17 protein-coding genes, 1 tRNA gene and 1 pseudogene are annotated in these 19,907 nt (G+C 70.9%); 11 read left to right on the top strand and 8 right to left on the bottom strand.

The genetic code is table 11. The annotated features are described in order from the left end of the window. Positions 1 to 24: 24 nt before the first annotated feature. The 4 genes from sepH to QEZ54_RS35920 all read right to left on the bottom strand — a co-directional run bounded on the left by sepH (position 25) and on the right by QEZ54_RS35920 (position 4,980). Positions 25 to 1,041 (bottom strand): septation protein SepH, encoded by a 1,017-nt coding sequence (gene sepH, locus QEZ54_RS35935; protein ID WP_281309256.1) that lies wholly within the window; start codon positions 1,039 to 1,041, stop codon positions 25 to 27. Between the two features lie 182 nt (positions 1,042 to 1,223). Next, positions 1,224 to 2,375 (bottom strand): acyltransferase, encoded by a 1,152-nt coding sequence (locus tag QEZ54_RS35930; protein WP_281309255.1) that lies wholly within the window; start codon positions 2,373 to 2,375, stop codon positions 1,224 to 1,226. 155 nt (positions 2,376 to 2,530) lie between these two features. Beyond that, positions 2,531 to 3,655 (bottom strand): phosphoserine transaminase, encoded by a 1,125-nt coding sequence (gene serC, locus QEZ54_RS35925; RefSeq protein ID WP_281309254.1) that lies wholly within the window; start codon positions 3,653 to 3,655, stop codon positions 2,531 to 2,533. Positions 3,656 to 3,873: 218 nt separating this feature from the next. Further along, entirely contained in the window at positions 3,874 to 4,980 is a 1,107-nt protein-coding gene (locus QEZ54_RS35920) for a citrate synthase 2 (RefSeq protein WP_281309253.1), read from the bottom strand. 264 nt (positions 4,981 to 5,244) lie between these two features. On the opposite strand from QEZ54_RS35920, the gene pdxH reads away from it, so the two are divergent. The 11 genes from pdxH (at position 5,245) to QEZ54_RS35865 (ending at position 15,828) form a co-directional block, all read left to right on the top strand. Beyond that, positions 5,245 to 5,898, top strand: a complete 654-nt coding sequence (gene pdxH / locus QEZ54_RS35915; protein ID WP_281309258.1) for a pyridoxamine 5'-phosphate oxidase — start codon at positions 5,245 to 5,247, stop codon at positions 5,896 to 5,898. 25 nt (positions 5,899 to 5,923) lie between these two features. Continuing rightward, positions 5,924 to 6,847, top strand: a complete 924-nt coding sequence (locus QEZ54_RS35910; RefSeq protein WP_281309252.1) for an aldose 1-epimerase family protein — start codon at positions 5,924 to 5,926, stop codon at positions 6,845 to 6,847. After that, on the top strand, positions 6,848 to 7,483 hold the full coding sequence (locus QEZ54_RS35905; protein ID WP_281309251.1) for a nitroreductase family protein: 636 nt from the start codon (positions 6,848 to 6,850) through the stop codon (positions 7,481 to 7,483). A gap of 39 nt (positions 7,484 to 7,522) precedes the next feature. After that, complete coding sequence (locus QEZ54_RS35900; protein WP_281309250.1) at positions 7,523 to 7,813, top strand: type II toxin-antitoxin system VapB family antitoxin; 291 nt, start codon at positions 7,523 to 7,525, stop codon at positions 7,811 to 7,813. A 77-nt stretch (positions 7,814 to 7,890) separates the two neighbouring features. Beyond that, complete coding sequence (locus tag QEZ54_RS35895; protein ID WP_281309257.1) at positions 7,891 to 9,051, top strand: acyl-CoA dehydrogenase family protein; 1,161 nt, start codon at positions 7,891 to 7,893, stop codon at positions 9,049 to 9,051. 118 nt (positions 9,052 to 9,169) lie between these two features. Further along, the gene (locus tag QEZ54_RS35890; protein ID WP_281309249.1) at positions 9,170 to 9,952 is read left to right on the top strand and encodes a DUF4230 domain-containing protein; all 783 of its coding nucleotides are present in this window, start codon (positions 9,170 to 9,172) and stop codon (positions 9,950 to 9,952) included. Positions 9,953 to 10,064: 112 nt separating this feature from the next. Then, positions 10,065 to 11,423 (top strand): L-serine ammonia-lyase, encoded by a 1,359-nt coding sequence (locus QEZ54_RS35885; RefSeq protein ID WP_281309248.1) that lies wholly within the window; start codon positions 10,065 to 10,067, stop codon positions 11,421 to 11,423. Between the two features lie 53 nt (positions 11,424 to 11,476). Then, a complete protein-coding gene (locus tag QEZ54_RS35880; RefSeq protein ID WP_281309247.1) occupies positions 11,477 to 13,672 on the top strand; it encodes a CDP-glycerol glycerophosphotransferase family protein in 2,196 nt (731 codons plus the stop codon). Between the two features lie 220 nt (positions 13,673 to 13,892). Further along, on the top strand, positions 13,893 to 15,197 hold the full coding sequence (locus tag QEZ54_RS35875) for an ABC transporter ATP-binding protein (RefSeq protein WP_281309246.1): 1,305 nt from the start codon (positions 13,893 to 13,895) through the stop codon (positions 15,195 to 15,197). Between the two features lie 49 nt (positions 15,198 to 15,246). After that, the gene (locus QEZ54_RS35870) at positions 15,247 to 15,711 is read left to right on the top strand and encodes a DUF4442 domain-containing protein (RefSeq protein ID WP_281309245.1); all 465 of its coding nucleotides are present in this window, start codon (positions 15,247 to 15,249) and stop codon (positions 15,709 to 15,711) included. Positions 15,712 to 15,755: 44 nt separating this feature from the next. Then, positions 15,756 to 15,828: transfer RNA gene (locus tag QEZ54_RS35865), tRNA-Arg, on the top strand. A 196-nt stretch (positions 15,829 to 16,024) separates the two neighbouring features. On the opposite strand, the gene QEZ54_RS35860 is transcribed toward QEZ54_RS35865, so the two are convergent. The 4 genes and pseudogenes from QEZ54_RS35860 to QEZ54_RS35845 form a co-directional block, all read right to left on the bottom strand. After that, positions 16,025 to 17,494 carry a site-specific integrase gene (locus QEZ54_RS35860; protein ID WP_281309244.1) on the bottom strand — a complete coding sequence of 490 codons (1,470 nt, stop codon included), beginning with the start codon at positions 17,492 to 17,494 and terminating at the stop codon, positions 16,025 to 16,027. Next, entirely contained in the window at positions 17,491 to 17,679 is a 189-nt protein-coding gene (locus QEZ54_RS35855) for a helix-turn-helix domain-containing protein (RefSeq protein ID WP_281309243.1), read from the bottom strand. The genes QEZ54_RS35860 and QEZ54_RS35855 overlap by 4 nt, the downstream gene beginning before the upstream one ends. Before the next feature lie 482 nt (positions 17,680 to 18,161). Beyond that, entirely contained in the window at positions 18,162 to 19,739 is a 1,578-nt protein-coding gene (locus QEZ54_RS35850) for a hypothetical protein (RefSeq protein ID WP_281309242.1), read from the bottom strand. Next, positions 19,736 to 19,907: pseudogene (locus QEZ54_RS35845) on the bottom strand (DNA primase); the annotation flags it as partial. The gene QEZ54_RS35850 and the pseudogene QEZ54_RS35845, both read right to left, overlap by 4 nt.

Here is a 19,907-nt window from a genome sequence, read left to right as displayed (position 1 = left end):
AGCAGAAAAGCAGATGCGGGCGGGTCAGTTCTCGCGGGCGGCCGGTGCGCCGCCGAAGAGGACGTCGTCCCAGCTCGGCAGGCGCTTGCGCGGCTTGTCGCCGGTGGCGGCACCGGCCGCGTCGGCGGGTGCCTGACGGCGCGGCCGCAGCACCGCCAGCGACGGGACGGCCGGCACCTCCTTGGGCGCGTCCGGGTCCTCGTCGAAGGCGCTGCCCGCGCCGCCGATGGTCGCGGCGGCCGGGCGCTGGCGCGGCGTCTCCGAGGGCACGTCGAGGCCGCGGCCGGGGCCCGCGCCCAGCGGCCGGTCCAGCGCTGCGACCAGCGCGTCCCGGCCCGCCCGGATCGGGTCGCGGCTGGGGCGGCGCGTCGCGTCGGTGGCCGCGGGCAGCCCGTGCCCGCTGCGGCTGGGCGGCGGGGTCTGGCCCGCGTTCGGGTCCTGGCCCAGGATCTGCGTGGGACGCTCGGCGCACAGGTACTGCGCCATGTCGTCGTGCGGGGAGACCTGCTGCCGGTTGCGGTCCAGCTCCCAGATCGCCTGCGCGGTGGCCTTGCCCGAGGGCCAGGTCGCCACGACGCGCCAGGTGCCGTCCTCGCGCCGGTACGCGTCCCAGGAGATCTTCTCCGTGTCGATGCCGTGCTGGGCCAGCCGCCCGTCCACGACGTCGGCCAGGGTCGCGTTCTTGTCCGAGTTCTTCAACCGGGTGCGGCGCGCGTGCTGGGCCAGCATGGCCCGCTCCTGCAGCACCGGACCGGCGTAGCGCAGCACCCGGTCCACCGGGACGCCGGCCACGCGGGCCACGTCATCGGCGGACTCGCCCGCGCGGATGCGGGACTGGATGTCGCGCGGCGACAGCACCGGGTTGGCGTCGAACGGCACCGCCGCGATGGTCACCAGGTGCGAGCCGCCCGAGCCCCGGTCGGGGTGGGTGGCGGTCGTGACGCGGTCGTCGATGGGCAGCGCGAGTAGACGGCCCACCTCGTCCGCGAGGACGAGCGCCTGGCCGTCTTCGGAGAGGGCGACGAACCGCACTGGCCGCATCGCTATCCTCCGTCCCCTGTGCCTGTCCATACCGGGGCTACCGGGGGGAGCTCCCGGCCGCGGTATGACGTTCTCACCCGACACCGTACGCGCTGAGGGCGCGCCCGCGCACCCGCCACGCCGAGTGTGGCGACGCGCTCACGTTCAAGAGTCGAAATCCGTCCACCCCGGACCGGCGCTGATCAGGCGTTGCGCGCGGCGGCCAGCGAGGTGTCGAGTCCGCGCTTGAGGCGGCGGCCCAGCGGCCGTTCGACGTACCGGTGGATCAGCCAGGCGGCGCCGAGCATCAGCGCGAGGACGCCGGCCAGCAGCAGCCAGGCGGGCACGTGCGGGTGCAGGCCGCGGATGAGGGTCTGCCCGATGGCCTGGTGGATCAGGTAGAGCGGGTACGTCAGCGCGCCCGCGGTGACCAGCCAGCGGCCGCGCACGCGGGCGAGCCCGCCCAGCGCCACCGCGATCATGATGCCCCAGAAGGCGGTGACCACGGCGGCGACGGCCCACCAGTTGAGGTGCAGCACGACGACGCCGTCGTACTTCTCCAGCCGGTACAGCGCGATCAGCCAGTTGACCCCGACCAGCCCCCAGAGCAGCAGGTTCGCGCCGAACCGGTGGATCAGGAACAGCGCCGTCCCGGCCACGAAGTAGGGGGCGAAGTTCGGCACGATCAGGTTGTCCAGCCAACCTTCGTGCCAGGAGCTGGAGAAGGCGGCCACGATCGTCCACAGGGCACAGAAGTAGACGACCCGCCGGTATGTCACGCCCAGCCACACGACGATCGCGAACAGCAGGTAGAAGCGCAGCTCCGCGCCGAGTGACCAGTACGACCAGTCCTGGTCGGTGACGCCGAGCCCGCTCTGCAGCATGGTCAGGTTGGCCAGCGACTGCGGCGCGGACAGCGGGCCGCGCAGCACCGGCCACAGCGCCAGCACCGCTGTGGTGAGGATCACCCCGAGCCAGTACGCCGGGAACAGCCGCACGATCCGCGACACCGCGAACTGCCCGAGGCTGCGGCCCCAGCTGCTCATGCAGATGACGAACCCGGAGATGAGGAAGAACAGGTTCACCCCGAGCCAGCCGAACTTGGACACCGAGGCCAGCACGCCGAAGTGCTCCTCCGGCCGCACGCCCCACGGGCCGCGCACCAGGTGGTGCGCCACCACCATCAGCGCGGCGACCAGCCGCAGCCCGTCGAGCACCAGCAGCCGCGGCAGGGCGGGCGCGGCCGGCTCGGTTGCGCCGTCGGCCGGGGCGGACTGCTCGGGCACTGCCTCCGGTCCGATCTCCTGCCTCGTCGCAGCCGTGACCGCCACCAGTGCCCCCCGCTCCGGTCTCATCCGTCGGTGCTACCCACGTCGCAGCTGTGGCACACCTGGTCGGGGGCAGCCTAGCTGAAAGAAACGTGAAAATCCGTCCGGTAGCGACGGTCGCCGATACGCGAAAGCGCGGGCACCCGGTCGGGCACCCGCGCTCTGTCCGCGCTGAGCGGCTGTTACAGCTGGTCGATCACGTAGTCGATGCTGGCGGTCAGCGCCTGCACGTCGGCCGGGTCGATCGCCGGGTACAGCGCGACGCGCAGCTGGTTGCGGCCGAGCTTGCGGTACGGCTCGGTGTCGACGACGCCGTTGGCGCGCAGCGTCTTGGCGATCGCGGCGGCGTCCACGCCGTCGGCGAAGTCGATCGTGGCGACCACGTTGGAGCGCAGCCCCGGGTCGGTCACGAACGGGGTCGCCACCGGCGACTTCTCCGCCCAGCGGTACAGGATCTCGGCGCTCTCGGCGGTGCGCTGGGCCGCCCAGGACAGGCCGCCCTGCGCGTTCATCCAGTCGGTCTGCTCGGCGGCCAGGAAGACGGTGGCCAGCGCCGGGGTGTTCAGGGTCTGCTCCAGGCGCGAGTTCTCGATCGCGGTGACCAGGTCCAGGAAGGCCGGGATGTAGCGGCCGCCCGCCTTGATCTCCTCGGCGCGCGCGATCGCGGCCGGCGAGAGGATCGCGATCCACAGGCCGCCGTCGGAGGCGAAGCACTTCTGCGGGGCGAAGTAGTACACGTCGCTCTGGGTCAGGTCGACGTCCAGGCCGCCCGCGGCCGAGGTGGCATCGTGCAGCACCAGCGCGCCCGGGTCGGCACCGGCCACCCGCTGCACGGGCACCGCCACACCGGTCGACGTCTCGTTCTGCGGGATGCCGTACGCGTCGACGCCCTCCTCGGCGACCAGGAACGCCGCGCTGCCCGGCTCGCCCTTGTGCACGGTCGGCGCGCCCAGGAACGGGGCGTCCTTGACCGCCTTGGCGAACTTGGCGCCGAACTCGCCGAACGTGGCGAACTGCGCCTTGTCCTTGATCAGCGAGAAGGTGGCGACCTCCCAGAACGCGGTGGTGCCGCCGTTGCCGATGATCACCTCGTAGCCGTCCGGCAGGCCGAAGAACTGGGCCAGGCCCTCGCGGAAGCGGGCCACCTGGTTCTTGACCGTCTTCTGGCGGTGGGAGGTGCCGAGGAACGTGCCGGCGACCGAACTGAGCGCCGCTACCGCCTCGGGGCGGACCTTCGACGGGCCGCAGCAGAAACGGCCGTCGGCGGGCAGGAGCTCAGCGGGAATGCGAATCGGCGTCTCGGCCATGACATCAGTCCTTCAGGCGTGTCAGAGAGTGCGAGATCAGTGCGGCGACGCTGCCGTATCACCCGGATTCTCCCACGTCAGGCGCGTGCCACAGGCGCGGCGTACCCCGATTTGTCCGTGACGGTGCTCACCTGTCGCGCCCGCCCGCTGTGATCTGTCGGGAACGCGCGAGCGCCCGCGCGGAAGACCCGCGCGGGCGCTCGTGGAGATCATTCCGCTCAGGCGGCGTGGCTGATGGCGCTCCAGCCTTCGGCCTCGCTGGGCTTGCGGGTATTGGGGCCGACGTACCTGGCCGACGGGCGGACGATGCGGCCCAGCTTCTTCTGCTCCAGGATGTGCGCGGACCAGCCGGCCACCCGGGCGCAGGTGAACATCGAGGTGAACATGTGCGCCGGCACCTCGGCGAAGTCGAGCACCACGGCCGACCAGAACTCGACGTTGGTCTCCAGCACCCGGTCGGGGCGGCGGGCGCGCAGCTCGGCCAGGGCCGCCTTCTCCAGCGCCTCGGCGACCTCGTAGCGGGTCGCGCCCAGCTCCTTGGCCGTACGCCGCAGCACGCGGGCGCGCGGGTCCTCGGCGCGGTAGACGCGGTGGCCGAAGCCCATCAGGCGCTCGCCCCGGTCCAGCACGCCCTTGACGTAGCCCTCGGCGTCGCCGGAGCGCTCCACGGCCTCGATCATGTGCAGCACCCGGGACGGGGCGCCGCCGTGCAGCGGGCCGGACAGGGCGCCGATGCCGGAGGAGATGCAGGCCGCGGCGTCGGCGCCGGTGGAGGCGACGACCCGGCTGGTGAAGGTCGAGGCGTTCATGCCGTGCTCGGCGGCGGAGATGAAGTACGCGTCGACGGCCTTGACGTGGCGGGGGTCGGGCTCGCCGCGCCAGCGCTTCATGAAGCGCTCGACGATGGTCTGCGCCTTGTCGATCTCCTTCTGCGGCACGGCGGGCAGGCCCAGGCCGCGGGCCGACTGCGCGACGAACGACAGCGCGGTCACCGACACCCGGGACAGGTCCTCGCGGGCCTGCTCGTCGGAGATGTCCAGCAGCTGGCCCAGGCCCCAGTACGGCGCGAGCATGGCCACGGCCGACTGCACGTCGACGCGGATGTCGCCGGAGTGCACCGGCACCGGGAACGGCTCGGCGGGCGGCAGGCCCGGCCCGAACTTGCCGTCGACCAGCAGCGCCCAGACGTTGCCGAACGAGACCTGTCCGATCAGGTCCTCGATGTCGACGCCCCGGTAGCGCAGCGAGCCGCCCTCCTTGTCAGGTTCGGCGATCTCGGTCTCGAAGGCGATCACGCCCTCCAGCCCCGGCTTGAAGTCGGACATCTGTGTACTCCCGGTCTGTGTGTCGCGGCAGGTGCGCGGACCTGAGGTTTGGTTCAGTTCGACCAACATCTTGCTACGGCGTAAACCGTTTGGCGACCCGCCACGGATGTGCTAGACGCGACATTCTTCGGTGTTCACGACACGCGAACGTCGAATCCGCGCCGCGCGCGGCGCTGCGGGACATGTTTTCCGTCGCGGCGGGGGCTGGGCGAGGATGGTCGGGTGACCGAGCAGCCGTCCATCACGCACCCCGACCTGGCCCGGATGCGCCGGGAGTACGCCGAGCCCGCCGAGCCCGGCCCCGCCGTCCGCGCCGAGGGGCTGCTGGAGTCGCAGCTGGCCCCGGACTGGACCGCGCAGTTCCGCCGCTGGTTCGGCGAGGCGGTGGCGGCGGGGCTGGTCGAGCCGAACGCGATGATCGTGGCCACGGCCGCCCCCGACGGCCGCCCGAGCAGCCGCACCGTGCTGCTCAAGGGGTACGACGAGCACGGGTTCGTGTTCTTCACCAACTACGACTCGCGCAAGGGGCGGGAGGCGCTGGCCAACCCGTACGCGAGCATCACCTTCCCGTGGTTCGCGGTCGGGCGGCAGGTGGTGGTCTGCGGGCGGATCACGCCGGTGGACCGCGACGAGAGCGACGAGTACTTCCACCTGCGGCCGCGCGGGGCGCAGCTCGGCGCCTGGGCCAGCACCCAGTCGTCGGTGCTGCCGGACCGGGCCGCGCTGGAGGAGGCGTACGACCGGGCGGAGCAGTCGTTCCCCGCCGACACGGAGGTGCCGCTGCCCGGCCACTGGGGCGGGCTGCGGGTCGAGCCGGAGACGGTGGAGTTCTGGCAGGGGCGGCCGAGCCGGCTGCACGACCGGCTGCGCTACCGCCGGGTAGGCCGCGAGTGGATCGTGGAACGTCTCGCTCCGTGACTGCGGCCCTGTAAGGTGCGGGGTCGTGACCAACTTTCACCCGTCCGGCACCCAATGGACGATTGCGCACGGTGTGCAGACCGCCACCGTGGTCGAAGTCGGCGGCGGGCTGCGCGGATACACGGTCGACGGGGTCGAGGTCCTCGACGGTTACGGCGAGGACGAGCTCTGCCCCGCCGGCGCCGGGCAGACGCTGGCGCCCTGGCCCAACCGGGTCCGCGACGGCTACTACCGGTACGACGGCCAGCCGCACCAGCTCTCGCTGACCGAGCCGGCCCTGCACAACGCCATCCACGGCCTGGTGCACTGGCTGCCCTGGACCGCGGTCGAGCAGACCGAGGACGCCGTGACGGTCGAGTGCGTGCTGCACGCCCGGCCCGGCTACCCGTGGCAGCTGCGCCTGCGCACCGCGTACTCCCTCGACGACGCGGGACTGCGGATCAGCCACACGGCGGTCAACGAGGCGCCGACGGCGGCCCCGTTCGGGCTGGGCGTCCACCCGTACCTGCACATCCCGGGCGTCAGTGTGGACGACCTGGTCCTGCACGTGCCCGCGCGCACCCGCCTGCTGGTCGACGGCCGGATGCTGCCGATCGGCGCGGCGAAGGTGGCCGGCGGCGAGTTCGACTTCACCGAGGCCCGGCGCCTGGGCGCGCTGGAGCTCGACACCGCGTTCGGCGACGTCGTACGCGAGGACGACGGCGGCTCGGCGGTCAGCATCACCGCCCCCGACGGGCGCACCGTGCGGGTCTGGGCCGACGAGAACTTCGGCTGGTGGCAGCTGTTCACCTCGCACACGCTGACCGGGCCGCGGCACCGCCGCTCGATCGCGATCGAGCCGATGACCTGCCCGCCGGACGCGCTGCGCTCCGGCCGGGACCTGATCACCCTGGACCCCGGCCAGCTGTGGGCGGGCACCTGGGGCATCAGCGCGCGGACGGCCGCGTAGATGGAGTTCGCCGACGTCGTACGGCGCCGCCGGATGGTGCGCAACTACGACCCGGACCGGCCGGTGCCGCCCGAGGTCGTGGAGAAGCTGCTGCGCCACGCCACGCACGCGCCCTCGGCCGGCTTCTCTCAGGGCTGGGCCTTCCTGGTGCTGGAGACGGCGCAGGAGCGGGCGCGGTTCTGGGACGCCGCCACACCCGATACGGCGGTGTGGCGGCAGTGGCTGACCAACATGCGCAAGGCGCCGCTGATCATCGTGCCGCTGTCGCACAAGGCGGCGTACCTGAGCCGGTACGCCGAGGCGGACAAGGGCTGGACGGACCAGGACGAGGCGCGCTGGCCGGTGCCGTACTGGCACGTCGACACCGGCATGGCCGCGCTGCTGATGCTGCTCACCGCCGTCGACGAGGGCCTCGGGGCCTGCTTCTTCGGCGTGCCGCCGGAGCGGATCGACGCGTTCCGCCAGGCGTTCGGGGTGCCCGCGGAGTACACCCCGATCGGGGCGGTGAGCGTGGGCTACCGGGCGCCCGACCACCGGTCGAAGTCACTCAAGCGGGGGCGGCGCGGGCTGGAGGATGTGGTGCACCGTGGAGCGTGGGGGGCCACGGGCGCGCCGGAGGTCGCCCCCGGCGGTTAGTCTGGGCGCGGTCCTGGTGGGGTCGAGGAGGGGACGAACGTGATCTTCAAGGCGGTGCGGGACGGTCGTCCGTACCCTGACCACGGCTACACCCTCAAGCAGTGGGCCGAGATCCCACCGCGCCCGATCTCGCTGAACCAGCTGGTCACCACCAAGCTGGAGATGGCGCTGGACCGGGTGCTGGCCGACGACTCGACCTTCTACGGCGACCTGTTCCCGCACGTCGTGGAGTGGCGAGGCGAGCTCTACCTGGAGGACGGCCTGCACCGCGCCCTGCGCGCGGCTCTGCAGCAGCGCCACCAGATCCACGTCCGGGTTCTGCAGCTCTAGGACCGGCATGCCGGTCCGGCACCGCGTCCTTCACCGCGGTGCTGACCCGCCGTTAAGGTGAGCCCGTGACGACTGCCGTGCTGCCGCTGGACCTGCTCGACCTCGACGCCCTGCTCACCGACGAGGAGCGGGAGATCCGGGCGGTGGTGCGCCGCCTGGTCGACGACAAGGTGCGGCCGCACGTGGCCGGCTGGTACGAGCACGGCCATGCCCCCGTGCGCGAGCTGGCCCGCGACTTCGGCGCCCAGGGCCTGCTCGGCATGCACCTGACCGGCTACGGCTGCGCCGGCACCAGCGCGGTGGCCTACGGCCTGGCCTGCCTGGAGCTGGAGGCGGCCGACTCGGGCGTGCGCTCGCTGGTCAGCGTGCAGGGCTCCCTGGCCATGTTCGCGATCTGGCGGTACGGCTCGGAGGAGCAGAAGCAGCGCTGGCTGCCCGGCATGGCCAAGGGGGAGCTGATCGGCTGCTTCGGCCTGACCGAGCCCGACCACGGCTCGGATCCGGCCGGGATGGCCACCCGGGCCCGCCGCGACGGCTCGGACTGGGTGCTCGACGGCGGCAAGATGTGGATCACCAACGCGCCGGTCGCGGACGTAGCGGTGATCTGGGCCCGCACCGACGACGGCGTACGCGGGTTCGCCGTGCCGACCGACACGCCCGGGTTCACCGCCCGCGAGATCACCGGCAAGCTGTCGCTGCGCGCCAGCGCCACCGGCGAGATCGTGCTCGACGGCGTACGCCTGCCCGACGAGGCGAGGCTGCCCGGCGCCGAGGGCCTGCGGGCCCCGCTGAGCTGCCTCACCGAGGCCCGCTACGGCATCGTCTGGGGCGCGCTCGGGGCCGCCCGCGACTGCCTGCACACCGCGCTCGACTACGCCGTCCACCGCACCCAGTTCGGCAAGCCGATCGCGGCGTTCCAGCTGACCCAGGCCAAGCTCGCCGACATGGCTCTGGAGCTGCAGAAGGGCTGGCTGCTGGCGCTGCACCTGGGCCGCACCGCCGACCGGGGCGCGCTGCGGCCGGAGATGGTCAGCGCGGGCAAGCTCAACAACGTACGCGAGGCGATCGCCATCGCCCGGCAGTGCCGCACCATCCTGGGCGCCAACGGCGTCTCCGGCGAGTACCCGGTGCTGCGCCACGCCAACAACCTGGAGAGCGTGCTGACCTACGAGGGCACCTCGGAGATCCACCAGCTGGTGCTGGGCCAGCGGCTGACCGGGATCGCCGCCTTCGGCTGATCCGCCCGGGAACCGGCCGGGGCGCCGAACCTGAGTCGTCTTCTAGATCAGGTGTGTCCCGTTGTCGGGGTGAGGTAATACCGTGGGTGTCACCACCGGAACACAGCGGGAGGCTCGCATGGGCGCCGACGAACCGACGCAGAACCTGCCCGAGTATTCAGCGGGTCGGGCCAAGCCGACCGAACCCCTGCCCACGCTGCGGGGCAAGGCCGCCGACCCCGACGACCACGGCCATGAGCACGAGCCGCCGCGCCCCCGGCGCCGCTGGTTCCGCGGCATCCTGCTGACCTTCCTGGTGCTGGCGCTGGCCTCGATCACGATGGCCGGGCTGACCGTGGCCGGGCTGGTGCCGAAGCTGGTCAACCCGTTCGCCGAGCAGGTGACGGACAAGAGCCAGCCGCCGGTGCTGCTGTCGATCAAGGATCTGAGCCGGTTCGTGGCGGCCGAGGGCAACTACGAGGTCATCGTCGACCTCAAGGAGGACCGCAAGTTCCTGCCCGACTGGCTCTACAACCAGCACACCCTGTTCGTGGCCGCCGGCACCGTCGAGGCGTACGTCGACTTCTCGCAGCTCGGCGACGCCCAGATCACGGAGTCGGCCGACCACAAGACGGTGACGATCAACCTGCCCGCGCCGCAGCTGGCCGCGCCCAACCTCGACCTGGAGCGCAGCTACGTCTACGCCGAGGACCGGGGCCTGATCAACCGGGTCGGCGACTTCTTCGAGGGCGACCCGAACCGCCAGCAGGAGACCATGCAGGCGGCCGAGGAGAAGCTCAAGAACGCGGCCCAGGGCAGCCAGCTCAAAGAGCGGGCCCAGGAGAACACCCGCAAGACGCTGGAGAGCCTGCTGCGCTCGCTCGGCTACACCAACATCACGATCAACTTCAACGACCTCTGAGGCCGCGACGGCCTGATCGACGGGCTGTGATCCGGCTCGCCTGCGGTAGCGGGCGACCCAGGTCACAGCGCTATCGTTGCACCGTCCGCTTCCAGCGTCGGAGGGTGTGTCGGTGATCAGCGTCTTCGACCTGTTCAAAATCGGTATCGGGCCGTCGAGCTCGCACACCGTCGGACCGATGCGGGCGGCACAGATCTTCGCGACCGGGCTGAAAGCCGACGGCCGGCTCAGCGAGGTCGTCCTGGTCCGGGCCGAGCTGTTCGGCTCGCTCGGCGCGACCGGCCACGGCCACGGCAGCGACAAGGCGGTGCTGCTCGGGCTCGCCGGGGACGACCCGGAGACGGTCGACACCGCCACCGCCGACGAGCGCTTCCAGGCGATCAAGGCGGCCGGGCGGGTGAACCTGCTCGGCATCGAGGACGCGGCGTTCGAGCTGACCCTGCACCGCCGCAAGGCGCTGCCCTACCACCCCAACGGCATGACCTTCGCCGCGTACGACGCCGACGGCGGCTGCGTGCGCGAGCGCACGTACTACTCGGTGGGCGGCGGGTTCGTGGTGGACGAGAACGCCGCCGGGGCCGACCGGATCAAGGCCGACGACACCCCGGTGCGCTACCCGTTCAAGACCGGCGCCCAGCTGCTGGCGCTGACCGCGCAGACCGGCCTGCGCATCAGCGACATCGTGCTGGCCAACGAGCTGTCCTGGCGCAGCGAGGCCGACGTGCGCGCGGGCCTGCTGCGCATCTGGCAGGTCATGCAGGACTGCGTCGAGGCGGGCTGCACCAACGAGGGCACCCTGCCCGGCGGGCTGAAGGTGCGCCGCCGCGCCGCCGAGCTGCGCCGGTCGCTGTCGAAGGAGCACTTCGCCACCGACCCGCTGCGGGTGATGGACTGGATCACCCTGTTCGCGCTGGCCGTGAACGAGGAGAACGCGGCGGGCGGCCGCGTGGTCACCGCGCCCACCAACGGCGCGGCGGGCATCGTCCCGGCGGTGATGCACTACTACTCGAAGTTCGTGCCGGGCGCCTCCGAGGACGGCATCGTGCGGTTCCTGCTGACCGCGGCCGCGATCGGCGTGCTGTTCAAGGAGAACGCCTCCATCTCCGGCGCCGAGGTCGGCTGCCAGGGCGAGGTCGGCTCGGCCTGCTCGATGGCGGCGGCGGGGCTGGCCGAGGTGCTGGGCGGCAACCCGGCGCAGGTGGAGAACGCGGCCGAGATCGCGATGGAGCACAACCTGGGCCTGACCTGCGACCCGGTCGGCGGCCTGGTGCAGATCCCGTGCATCGAGCGCAACGCGGTGGCCAGCGTCAAGGCGATCACCGCGGCGCGGATGGCGCTGCGCGGCGACGGCAACCACTTCGTGTCTCTGGACAAAGTCATCAAAACCATGCGCGAGACCGGCGCGGACATGAAAATCAAGTACAAGGAGACGGCGCGCGGGGGCCTGGCCGTCAACGTCATCGAATGCTGAGCCGTCCCGGCGGCTGACGCCGCCGCGCGCCCACGTCGTCGGACGGGGCGCCAGTGTCGGTCAGCATCGTGCTACCCGCCTACCGGGTGCAGGGTTACCTGCGGGAGTGTCTGGACTCGATCCTGGGGCAGCAGGTCGCGGGCCTGGAGGTGATCGCGGTCGACGACGCCTCACCCGACCACTGCGGCGACATCCTGGACGAGTACGCCGCGCGGGACGGGCGGCTGAAGGTGCTGCACCTGGCGCGCAACGTGGGGCTGGGGCGGGCGCGCAACGCCGGGCTGGCCCAGGCGACCGGCGACTACGTGTGGTTCGTCGACAGCGACGACGCGCTCGCGCCGGGGGCGCTGCCGCTGGTCGACGAGGTGCTGCGGGACCGGCGGCCCGAGGTGCTGCTGGTCGACTTCGAACGGTCGTACCCCATCGGGCGGTCCCGGCGCAGCGGGCTGCGCCGCCGCCTGGCCGCGGCGCCCGGCCCCAACGGCGCCGACGTGCTGGCCCGGCCGGGGCTGCTGCGGACCATCCACACCGCCTGGAACAAGATCGTCAGCCGCGAGCTGCTGGCCCGGCTGGACCTGAGCTTCGCCCCCGGCTGGTACGAGGACGTCTCCTGGACCTACCCGCTGCTGCTCGGGGCGCGGCGCATCCTGGCGCTGGAGGAGGTCTGCTACACCTACCGGCAGCGGCGCCAGGGCGCGATCACGCACACCCGCGACGCCCGGCACATGGACGTCTTCGACCACTGGGACCGCGCCTGGGACCGGATCGACGCCTACGGCGACCGGGTCGACCCGGTCCGGCCGGTCGTGTTCGAGCAGATGATCCGGCACTGCATGCAGACCGTCGGCAACGAGCAGCGCCTGCCCGGCCACCTGCGCCGCGCCTCGTTCCTGCGCGCGGCCGACCTGTTCGACCGGCACCTGCCCGCGGGCGGGTTCACCCCGCCGCCCGGCAAGGACGGGCTGCGCTACCGGCTGGTCGCGGCGCGCGCCTGGCACGCGTACGCCGCGCTGCGCACCTGCTACCGGGTGGAGCGCCGGGCCGAGCGGGCGGCGGCGGCCGCCAGGACCGGTTGGCGCAGGGTCTTCCCGCCGCGCCGACCCCAGGTGGGCCTGCTGGACCGGGCCTACTACCGCTTCCAGACCATGCTGCCGGTACGCGACGACCTCGCCGCCTACGCGGCGTACTGGTACCGGGGCGTGTCGTGCAACCCGGCCGCGATCCACGCCCGCGCGAAGGCGGTCGCGCCGCACGTGCACGGGGTCTGGGTCGTGCGCCCGCAGTCGGTGGCCGGGCTGCCGCCGGGCACCCCGCACGTGGTCGAGGGCAGCGCCGCCTACTACCGCCTGCTCGCGCGGGCGAAGTACCTGGTCAACAACGTGAACTTCCCCGACTTCGTGCGCAAGCGCAAGGGCCAGGTGCACCTGCAGACCCACCACGGCACACCGGTGAAGACGATGGGCCTGGACGAGCAGCACCACCCGGCGGGCGAGCGGCACAACTTCGGCAGCCTGCTGCGCCGCAGCGACCGCTGGGACTTCAGCGTCAGCGCGAACCCGTTCAGCACCCAGGTCTGGGAGCGCGCCTACCCGTGCCCGTACGAGGTGCTGGAGACCGGCTACCCGCGCAACGACCGGCTGGCGCGGGCCGGGGCGCAGGAGCGCGCCGCCGCCCGGGCCGCGCTGGGCCTGGGGCAGCAGGGGACCGTGGCCCTGTACCTGCCGACGTTCCGCCCCGAGCCCATGGCGCTGCCGCGGTTCGACCCGGCGGCGGTGACCGCGGCGCTGGGCCCCGACAGCCTGCTCCTGGTCCGGGGCCACTACCTGGCCCAGGACACGTTCGCCCCCGGCGACCGGGTGCGCGACCTGTCCTCGTACCCGGTGGTCGAGGATCTTTATCTGGCCGCTGATCTGCTGATCAGCGACTACTCGTCCGGCGTCTTCGACTTCGCGGTGCTGGACCGGCCCATCGTGCTGTACGTGCCGGACTGGGCCGAGTACCGCGGGCTGCGCGGCGCGGTGCTGGACATCGTGGCGCACGCGCCCGGCCCGGTGGCCCGGAGCTTCCCCGAGCTGGTCGAGCTGCTAGGCGGCGGCGGATGGCGGGATGATCCGGCACGGCGGGCGGCCTTCCGGGAAACTTTCTGCGCCTGGGAGGACGGGCACGCCGCCGAACGGGTCGTACGCAGGGTCTTCCTCGGCGAATCGGTGCAGGCCCCGCGCCCGTCACGGATCTTCACCAGTTCCTGAGAGCGCTTTCCGGCGCCGTGCAGGTCACGGCGGGTGCCGTCCGACCGGAGTGGACGGTGGAAGAGAATCGGCTGCTAGAACCCCTTGCGCTCAGCCCTGGCGACACCGGTAATAGATCTGTCACGGCGTGAACATGGAACGTTTACCCGATGGGAAGACGGGCTATTTTTCGCGAGAGTGTCCAGATTCGGGGCCGGAACGAGGGCAGCGGGAGGAGACGGTGACTACCGTCAATCTCAAAGACGTCACCAAGGTATTCCCTGACGGGACGGTGGCGGTCGACAACGTCAGCCTGGATGTGGCTGACGGTGAATTCATGGTGCTGCTGGGGCCCTCCGGCTGCGGCAAGTCCACTGTGCTGAGAATGATCGCCGGGCTGGAGGATCCGACCAGCGGCGCCATCATGCTCGACAATCAACTGGCCAACCAGCTTCCGCCACGGGACCGCCGCATCGCGATGGTCTTCCAGGATTTCGCGCTCTATCCGCACATGACCGTTGGTGAGAACATCGGCTTCCCGCTCCGGCTGTCCGGCATCGAGCCGGAGCCGCGGGCCGAGCGGGTCGCCGACGTCGCCAGCGCGCTGGGCATCGGCGATGTGCTCGCCCGCAAGCCCAGCCAGCTCTCCGGCGGCCAGCGTCAGCGGGTGGCGATGGGCCGTGCCATCGTGCGCCGCCCCGGCCTCTTCCTCATGGACGAGCCGCTGTCCAACCTGGACAGCGGACTGCGCGCCGAGCTGCGCGCCGAGATCTCCGGCCTGGTCCGCGAGCTGGGCGTCAGCACCGTCTACGTGACGCACGACCAGGCCGAGGCGCTGACCATGGCCGACCGCGTCGCCATCATGCGCAAGGGCGTGCTGCAGGACGTCGGCACCCCCACGCAGGTGTACGGCAAGCCGGCCACCCTCTACGTGGCCGCCTTCCTCGGCAGCCCGCGGATGAACCTGCTCGAGGCCTCGGTCTACGTGCACCTCGACCGCTACGTGCAGCTCAACCTCGGCGAGCAGTCGCTGTACCTGAAGTGGGACGACATCCGCGCCCGCGCGGTCTCCCACTTCCACGGCGAGCGCATCGTCATCGGCGTGCGCGCCGAGGCGCTGACCCCGGTCGCGCCCGACTCGCCCGGCGACGTGCTGCAGGGCCGCATCCGGTACCTGGAGCACCACGGCCACGAGTCGCTGGCCTTCGTCGACATCGGCGCCACGGCGGTCGTCGTCGACGAGATCGGCCGCTCCGCCGCCGAGTCGGAGGAGGGCGGCTCCCGGCTGCGCCGCTTCGGGCACGTCATCAACCGGATGAAGGGCCGCACCAGCGGTGCCACCACGTCGGTCGCCGAGCGGCCGGCGCAGCGCGAGAGCGTGCTGTCCGACCCGGGCCGCCACCACCGGCGGGCCGCCGAGCTGGCGGTGCGGCTGGCGCCGTACCCGCAGATCGGGTCGGGGCACCCGCTGTCCATCGGCGTACGCATGGACGCCCTGCACTTCTTCGACGAGCGGGGCGACCGCATCGACGTCGGCTGGCGCTGACACATCGCACGTCTTGCCGCCCACGTTACTCACCAGTAACGTGGGCGGCATGACGCTCGACGCCTCCGCCGTGGCCAGCGGCCTGCTGTCCACCGTCCCCTTCGCCCGCACCCTGGGCATCGACATCACCTCGGTCACCGCCGACTCCTCCGGCGTCAGCGCCGTCGCCGTGCTGCCCGACGCGGTCGAGGTGCACAACCACGTGGGCGGGCCGCACGCCGGCGCCATGTACAGCCTCGGCGAGACCGCCTCCGGCGCGGTCGTCCTCGCCGCGTTCGGCACCCACCTGCACCGGATGACGCCGCTGGCCGTCCGGGGCGGCATCGAGTACAAGAAGCTGGCCATGGGGCCGGTCACCGCGACCGCCGTGCTCGGCCGCCCCGCGGCCGACGTCCTCGCCGAACTGGAGGCCGGTTCGCGTCCCGAGTTCGACGTATCGGTCACCATCGCCAACGCCCACGGCGTGACCACGGCGGAGATGGTGATCACCTGGACGCTGCGGCCGAACCGCTAGGCCGGTGTGATATTCGCTGGCGAGTCCGGGTAACCTGACTTCGCGCCCTCGTAGCTCAGGGGATAGAGCGACGGTTTCCTAAACCGCAGGTCGCAGGTTCGATTCCTGCCGGGGGCACCTCGATCATCAGGCACTTCTGCCTTCACTAGGCAAGACTCAAAGCAGTCGATTGCTGAGATATGCAGCCATGTGCCGCTCGGAGCAGGAGTCTGTCGCCAGTTGCGGAATATGTACGGAATGATCTTGGTGGTGTTTCTGCAGGTCAAACGCAAAACGCGGCCGACAAGCGGCCGCGTTTTACGCCTTCTGAAAATTAGGCAGGTTCACTCCGAAGAGCCTGCTCGATCCGCCTGTTGATCGTCTCCTCCTGCCCGTCGATACACTTGGCATACACCTTCAACAGCACTTCAACTGAGTGGCCCGCCCGCTCGGCAACCTCAGGTGCCGGTACCCCAGCGTTCAACCACAGCGACACCGCCGCATGCCGCAGGTCATAAGGGCGGCCCGCCAGCACCGAGACAACCCGAGCCGGGATCAGAGCAAGGTGCCGCGCCTGAGACCAGACCCGTGCATACGTCGTAGTGCCAACGACCTTGCCGTTGGGGCTCTGGAACAGCCGGCCGTCCCGCGCCGTCCCGAAACGCCGCAGATGCTCACGCAGGATCTCCACCAACTCCGGCGGGATCGGGACCATCCGGGGCTCGTCGTCGCCCCGGTGCTTGAGCCCCCGGTCATCGTGTACGTCGCCGCTATCCGTCCATGCCCTGCCGACCTCCGGGCGGTTTCGTTCCAGGGTGAGGCGACCCCACGAGTACGCGAGACGTCGGTGCTCGCAACCAGTGACTGGCACCTGGCGGCTGATTATCGTCAGATCTGCCCGGCAGTCCTCGCATGTTGCTGGCAAGAGACAGTCGGACTCTCGAAGGGCAACAGCCTCACCCGGCCTAAGAGCCCCGTAGTACATGCAGGCGAAGAAGCCGCGAAGTCGTTCGCCACGTTCACCATCACGTCGCCCAACGTAGGTCACTGCGGTGAGCAGCTCTCGCGCCTGGCGGGGGCTAGCGACTACTCGCCGGTCCACCACCTCGACGACCTTGGCACGGCGAGATCGAACGCGGAGGCGATCGACCGGGTTGTGCGTCAGTAGCTCAAGCTCGATGGCGTACTCAAGCACGTTGTAGAACACGGCGCGCTTCCTGCGTCGCGTGGTTGCTGCTGCTGCGGAACCGTCCATCAGTCGGCCCACAGCGTCGAGACCGGCCCTGACCACCTGGGCATCCGAGAGGCTTGCCAACGGCACGGACGCGGCACGCAGCCATTCCAGCGCGTCTGCCTCGCCGTCCCCAATGCCCGAGGACTGTCCGGGGATCAGATGGCGTTGGAGCGCACGCCTCAGCAGCTGCTCATCAGGCACGCCCCCGCCCTCGGCTCGCACGAGAGCGGGGGTAACCGTGATCAGCGCCTCAACCATGCTCACACGCGATTTCGCCGCCGCATCCGGCCATTTCATGGCGACGTAGCGTTCTACGAACTCCAGCCACGTCGGCCCCGACGACTCGGCCGGGCGCATCGAGTCCGGCAAGCCCGTATCGACATCAAACTCTTCTCCTACCTTGATCGCTTGCATCAGGTCAGAGCGGTAGTTGTCCGCGAGTGCACGGCCTGCAAAGGTTGCAGACTTCTCTTGGCCCGCGACCTTCCAACGAACGGTGTACGAGCGCTTCTTGGTGGTCGGGCTCACGTTGGTCTTGATCGCCCACACCCGGACGCTGCGACTTTTCAAGCCGACACCTCCATGTGCTGCTGGAGCCACGCTCGGAGATCGCGGCGGTAGACGCGCAGCTCACCGTTAGGCAAGCGAACACAGCGAGGTGCCTTTCCGATCTCCCGCCAGCGATAGAAGGTCCGGCGGGAAACCCCACGAAGGCAGGCCAGCACTTCGGGGACGGTCATCAGATCGTCATCCACGACGAGTTCCTTCCGAGGGCAAGTCCGGCCCGGTGGCCAGAAGTGGGGCCAGGTGGTGACACGGTGACAATCGGCGGTGAGGGACCGTGTTTCCACTGGTGAAAGTGGTTTATGGCTGTCACCGCCTCCCGGTGACAGAGGGGCGGCGGTGACAGTGCAGGTCAGCGGCCCGTGGGGTCGCTGCTGATGTAGGCGGTGGCGTCGGGGGTGTGTGGGGTGGTCGCTTCTGTGTTTTGCGGGGAGGGCTGAAACATCTCCGCATCTCCGCATCTCCGCAAACATGCCGTTGAGCTGGGCGAATGGTTGCGGAGATCTTGGCGGCGGTGATCGGTCATCTCCGCAAACGGGCTCCATCTCCGCAGCCTGGTTGCGGAGATGCGGAGATCGAAGATCACCGACTTCCCTCATCTCCGCAGAGTGTTTCCCCAGGTGGAGGGAGACTTCTGCGGAGATGCGGAGATGCGGAGATGTTTCAGCAGGTTTTAGCCGTGGTGCTGCTCGACCCAGAACACGGCCCGGTCGCCCCGCTCGGACTTCCCGGCGCGTACGACGTGCTCTCCGCGCCACCGCCCGGCCTGCCCGGTGAGCAGCCGCCCGAGTTGCAGCGGGTTGGGCAGCCGACCGGTCCCGGTGACGATGAACTGCCCGTCCCACGCGTCGTCTTCGACGCCGCCGAGCTGTGTGGGCTCTGCGTCCTTGCGCAGGTCAGCGGCCGTCATAGGTCGACCGCCGTGGCGCTCATGCCAGGTGGTGAGGAACGCGCGCCAGCGCGTTTCGTCCTCGTCTATCTCCCGTACGCTGCCCGCGTTGGTCAGGAACCCGTCGATGCCGTGGTGGGCCAGGAACCCGCCGAGGTACTGCGCCCACGGCGTGAACTGGCGCATGCTCACCCCAGCCACGCGCGGCGCGCCCTGGCGGGTCCAGTCCAGGACCAGGACCAGCAGGTGCCACAAGACCGTCAGTTGGTTGCGGGGAACGGTGATCCACTGGTCCAGGTGCGGGATGCCGAACTTGGCCTGGTCGCGCTGTTCGGGCCGGGGCATGTTCGGGTCCAGGTGCACCCGGACGGTGCGGGATGCCATGTCCCCGCCGACCTGGAGGTTGTTGCCGGTGGCCATCCACAGCCGGTCGTTGACGGTTGCCAGGGTCCGCGACGCGCCCAACTGCCGGTCCGACCACACGCCGGTGGTGACGAGCTGGGCGAGGATCGCCGAGTCGATGACGGTGCCCTCGGCGAGGTTGTCCCAGATCACCACGCCGACCTGTTCGGCCAGGACGGCGGTGATGGACTTGCGCAGCTCTTCGTCGGCGTAGGCCCAGGGGATGATGCGCTGGCCGTAGAGCATGCCCGGCCCTGCGGTGAGGATCGTCTTGCCGCTGGAAGGCATGGTCGCGTCGATCAGCGCGAACGGTGTCAGGGACCTGGTGAAGTGCCGCAGGATCGGCGTGGCCAGCAGCGCGATGTAGTTTGCCCGATCCGCCGGCCCCGCCCACGGGAAGTCCGACAGGAACCGGTCGAGCAGAAACGAGCGCGCCTTAGCTACCTGCTCCGGCGTGGGCGCCTCCGGCACCGGCGGCAGCGCGACTTTCGACGCCAGGTAGAGGCCGGTGGCCGGGTCGTAGCCGGGCTGCTGCAACAGGGTGCCGTCGCGGCGCAGGACCGGGGCGCCGATGATGCCCCGCAGCGGCGGCAGCTTCGGCCATGTCTTCCCGGCCAGCGCCGAGGCCAGCACCTCCCGTGAAGGCGTCGTCTCCTCCTCGTAGGTGACCAGCTGGCCGTGTTCGTCTTTGCGGGTCTTGGTCCGGTAGACGTGGGCGTGCTCGGCCAGCAGCCCCGCCAGCACGGCGGGGTTGAGCGGGCTGGCCGACACCGGCAGCGGCGAGTCCTCGTCGGCTGCGACGCTGGGCAGCCCACCAGAGACGGTCTCCATGTGGACCAGGGCGCCATCGGAGACGTAGGTGTCAGGCAGCAGCCCGTCACCCAGCGCGGTCTTGATGACGCGGATGCTCTCCGGGCCGGTACCGATCCTCACCTGCGGCTTGTCGGCATGCTCGCTCATGCGGCCACCGTCCTCGGACGCCGCGCCCCGGCACGCAGGCCGGACGCGATGGTGCGGGCCGTCTCCATCGGCCGCAGGCCGATGCCGTAGGCAGCCTGCGTCAGCAGGCCCTCTACGTCCTGCTCCCGCAGCGCGCCACCGGCCACCAGCTGCCCCAGTGCCACGGCG

It is taken from the genome of Catellatospora sp. KI3 (assembly GCF_029948125.1).
Taxonomy (GTDB): domain Bacteria; phylum Actinomycetota; class Actinomycetes; order Mycobacteriales; family Micromonosporaceae; genus Catellatospora.
The sequence above is the reverse complement of the archived record's forward strand: the minus strand, read 5'-3'. Positions and strand labels throughout refer to the sequence as shown.